We start from the raw sequence: 660 nt of genomic DNA, 5'->3' as shown, positions 1-660 counted from the left end.
ATTGGGAAATCTCATCTTGAGGTGGGCTTCGCGCTTAGATGCTTTCAGCGCTTATCCCTTCCATACATAGCTACCCAGCGATGCTCCTGGCGGAACAACTGGTACACCAGCGGTATGTCCATCCCGGTCCTCTCGTACTAAGGACAGCTCCTCTCAAATTTCCTACGCCCACGACAGATAGGGACCGAACTGTCTCACGACGTTCTGAACCCAGCTCGCGTACCGCTTTAATGGGCGAACAGCCCAACCCTTGGGACCTACTTCAGCCCCAGGATGCGATGAGCCGACATCGAGGTGCCAAACCTCCCCGTCGATGTGGACTCTTGGGGGAGATAAGCCTGTTATCCCCAGGGTAGCTTTTATCCGTTGAGCGATGGCCCTTCCATGCGGTACCACCGGATCACTAAGCCCGACTTTCGTCCCTGCTCGACTTGTAGGTCTCGCAGTCAAGCTCCCTTGTGCCTTTACACTCTGCGAATGATTTCCAACCATTCTGAGGGAACCTTTGGGCGCCTCCGTTACTCTTTAGGAGGCGACCGCCCCAGTCAAACTGCCCACCTGACACTGTCCTCGCACCGGATTACGGTACCAAGTTAGAACCTAGATACGATCAGGGTGGTATCCCAACGTTGCCTCCACACAAGCTGGCGCTCATGCTTC

1 rRNA gene is annotated in these 660 nt (G+C 55.3%); it reads right to left on the bottom strand.

The features are described from left to right. Window positions 1-660 (bottom strand): 23S ribosomal RNA (locus tag PV403_RS24835); the annotation flags it as partial.

The organism is Paenibacillus sp. GYB006 (genome assembly GCF_036577645.1).
In the GTDB taxonomy this organism is placed as follows: domain Bacteria; phylum Bacillota; class Bacilli; order Paenibacillales; family Paenibacillaceae; genus Paenibacillus.
This window is presented reverse-complemented; position numbering and strand designations above follow the sequence as displayed.